2 protein-coding genes are annotated in these 3974 nt (G+C 35.5%); both read left to right on the top strand.

Features of this window, described 5'->3' with window-relative positions; genetic code table 11:
- Positions 1-3365: RHS repeat-associated core domain-containing protein (locus TY19_RS10350; RefSeq protein ID WP_042282326.1), on the top strand; the 3365-nt coding region annotated here is incomplete at its 5' end.
- A 4-nt stretch (positions 3366-3369) separates the two neighbouring features.
- The gene (locus TY19_RS10355; RefSeq protein WP_042282328.1) at positions 3370-3912 is read left to right on the top strand and encodes a hypothetical protein; all 543 of its coding nucleotides are present in this window, start codon (positions 3370-3372) and stop codon (positions 3910-3912) included.
- Positions 3913-3974 lie beyond the last annotated feature (62 nt).

The following is a 3974-nucleotide window of genomic DNA, read 5'->3' on the forward strand; positions in this document are numbered from 1 at the left end:
ATTATTTAAATCAATGTATCGCCACAACCGATCCTTATGGACAAGAAACTACCTTTGAATTTGACGATCTTGGTCGCCAAATTGCCATACATTTACCCGAGATAGAAAATGAAGCTGGAGAAATTGTTTCTCCCGTTATTCATAGAGAATATAATCTTATCGGTCTTCCAACTTGTGTAACAGATGCTAAAGGGTTGCAAACCAAAATTCAATATAACATTCGCGGTCAGCCTATTCTTGCCCACTATCCCGATGGATCATCCGAACAATATCTTTATTTACTAGATGGAACTCTCATTCAAAAAACTGAACGCTCTGGCATACGCACGCACTATGAAAAAGATTATCAAGGAAGAATTCTAACCGAATCCACTTATGCTGCAGAAGGAAACCTTCTTTGTGCACAGCATTGGTCGTATAATGCTTTCCACCCCTTGACCTATATAGATAAAGAAGGAATCGTCACCCATTATCATTATGATTTTGCGGGTCGCCTAGTCTCTCAAATTAAAGAAGAGCAAATGACAGAGTATTTTTACGATAGTTTGGGACGAGAAATTGAAACTAAAGAATGGATTGATGAATCAAATTATCGACGTACCATTAAAGTCTATGATTGGCTCAATCGTATTATTGAAGATAGGCTAGAAGATGCTCAAAATCAACTCTATCAATGCAACCAATATACTTACAATGCGAAAGGAAATAAAATTGTTGTTAAGGCGGGTGAACAAGTCACAAAAACAACTTATGATGCCCATCAAAATGTGATAAAAATTACCAATGCACTTGGTCAGACGACGCACACAGCTTATAATCCTTACTACTTAAACCATTATAATCAACGCGTCTTGCAAGCTACCACAACAGATGCCCGAGGTTATCAGACAATTCTTACCTATGACAACGCGAATCGATTAGTTAGCGAAAAGCGAAAAACTCCTTTTGGAATAGAAATTTCTCACCAACAATTTTATTACGATTTGAATGGCAATCAAGCAAAACGCATTGACCATGTGATGGTGGATGGAAAAACAACGCATTCCATCGAAACCCTTTTCAGCTATAACGAAAATAATCAATTAATCATGCTTGCAGAAGCAGCTTATACACCCGAACAAAAAATCACTCATTACCTCTATAATCAACGAGGTCAAAAAATTTCTACCACAAAACCTGATGGAGCCATTTTATCTCACACCTACGATTCATTTGGCTATTTAAAAACATTAAAATCTTCTGATGGATCTATTGATTACGATTATGAATATACATTAAATGGACTGGTAAAAAAAGTCGTCGACCATGTTACAGAAAGCTCTACTGAGCGTTTGTATGATCAAATGGGACGCATGATTCAAGAAAAACTCGGAAATGGATTAATTCTTGCTTATCAATACGATCGCCTTGGCAGAGCTATTCTTATCACCCTACCTGATCAAACAGCGATTGAATATCAGTTCAGCGCAGTCGATTTAAAAGCTGTTCATCGTTTAGTGAACGAAAAGTACTCTTATACGCATAAAGATTTAGAACACAATCTACAAGGTGCACCAATTAAATCCCAACCCCCAGGAGAAAATGGTCTTGTTCATTATCAATATGATTCTTTAGATCGATGTATCGGTGTCGCCTCCCCTTTTTTTAAACAAACAATTTCAAGTGAAGGGTATGATGAAGTCGGCAATCTGCTCAGCTATGAAACCGATGGCAAAATTTCTTCTTATACTTATGATGATTTCTATCAATTACAAAGTGAAAAAGGACATGCTAATCATAAATACCAATGTGATTCCCTCTCGAATCGCTTACTTAAAGATGATCAAGAACACACATACAATTCCCTCAATCAACTTTTAAAAAGAGGAGAGGAAACCTATCTCTATGATCCCAATGGAAATTTAATTGAGAAACAAACGGGCTCAGAAAAAACCATTTACACCTACGATGCCCTTGACCGTCTCCGATCAGTGACATCCAAACAAAAAACAATTTCTTACTCTTACGATCCTTTTAATCGACGCTTGAGTAAAAAAGGTGTCAAAGAAGAGATGTACTTTCATCAAGGACAGGAAGAAATTGGGGCTATCGTTAAAGGAAAAATCACTGAATTAAAAATTCTTGGGAAAGGTGAAAAGTATCCCCCTGTTGCCATTGAACTAAATGATCAAGTCTATGTCCCCATTCGCGATCTGTTCGGTCAAATTAGCGGGTTACAGTCTTTACAAGGGCAACTGATTGAAACTTATCGCTATTCTGCTTTTGGAGAAATTCAAATCCTTAATGCGAAAGGAAAAGAGATTAAAGAATCTCAGGTTAGAAATCCTTGGCGTTATGCTAACAAACGATTTGATCCCGAGACAGGATTTGTCGCATTTGGTCTTCGATATTATGATCCCAACCTCGGTCGCTGGGTCACAGCTGATCCTTCCGGCTTTGAAGACGGTCCTAACCTCTACGCCTATGTGCATCATAGCCCTCTGATCTACTTTGATCAATTTGGGCTATTCTCCTTTTCAGGTTTATTAGATACCACGTTTGATTATACAATGGCTTTGTGCGACTATGGTGCATTTGGAATTCCTGGCTTTGTTGCAAGTAATGTGTATCAGTACCTAAATAACGACCCACTAAACAGTGTTGTGAATCATAAATTTTGTGAATCTGAAGGAGATTATGAATTTTTCCATTCAGATTCTGAAATTCCTGATGCTATTTATTATAATCGATCTGCAGTATATAATTTAAATGACTTTAAAAATCCTTTAACCAATATGCCCTATAACTTAAAGATGACTCAAGGGAAACTCTTAATGTTTATGAATGGTGTGAATAATAGCCGTCAAGATCATCTTAGTAGCCTTGGCCATCTTGGTTTACTTGCTAACCATAATGTACTTGGGGTATACTCTGCTTCCCAAGGGATGTTTAGTGATTTTTACCACTATAAACAAGCTTTAATAAACAACGTTGCTTATGAATCTGTGCGAATACTACATAGATCTTGGAATGAATTTTTCAAAGATACTCCTGAAGGAAAAATTTTAATGGTTTGCCATAGCCGAGCTGCTGTTTATGTTCGAAATGCTTTAATGGACTATCCGCCAGAATTAAGACAAAAAATTCATGTCCTGGCCGTTGCTCCTGGCGGATATATAAATAAAGCTTTATGTGGTGATGTTTTACATTTAACAAGTGATAAGGATCCTATTCCTTGGGTAGATTCTCATAACATTTCGAGATGCGAGGATACCGTGGTAAATTTAAAGGCCCATCCAGGACATTTCATTATGGATCATTCATTTGTTAGCCCTACTTATGTCATGCCAGCAAAGGAATTTATAAATAATTTTTTTAATAAATAATTATATGAAATATTTTTTTACATTTATGATGGTTTTATCATTTTTTTTTGAAAATCTGCATTCTCTTCCTATATTTCCCAAAAAATCTCAAGAAGATTATTTAAGCGATTTAGTAATTAAAGATTTTGCAAAAAGAATGAAATTGGAGAAAGATTTAAAATTAGAAGCTATTGGAGGAAGCGTTTATAATGGCATCCATAAATTTAATTTAGGATTTAGAAGAGAAGGGCCTCCTTTAAATAAAGATGAAGCTAGGAATTGGATTATTCAGTTAACTGAAGAATTCATTAAAGAAGTTAACGCCAACCAGATAATACATCCTTATCTTAGGGATTATCCCATCTCTAATTCAAATGTTCACATATCTATTTATAACTATTATCCTGATGGAAGTTGGGTCTTTAAACCACACATTATTATTGTTTCTAACCAAGGGCATCAAATTTACTATGCCTATAAAGGGCATAAAGATATTTATGATTATGAAGATGAATACGAAACTTATGAAGAAGCTTTAAAAAAATTTAGGAAAGAATTTAAAAAATAAAATTTAGGTAGTGCTAAATAGGTAAGGCTCTCAATTGCCTATTGTAATCACAAATAAAGTAT

This window comes from Candidatus Protochlamydia sp. R18, assembly GCF_000648255.1.
GTDB lineage: Bacteria > Chlamydiota > Chlamydiia > Chlamydiales > Parachlamydiaceae > Protochlamydia > Protochlamydia amoebophila.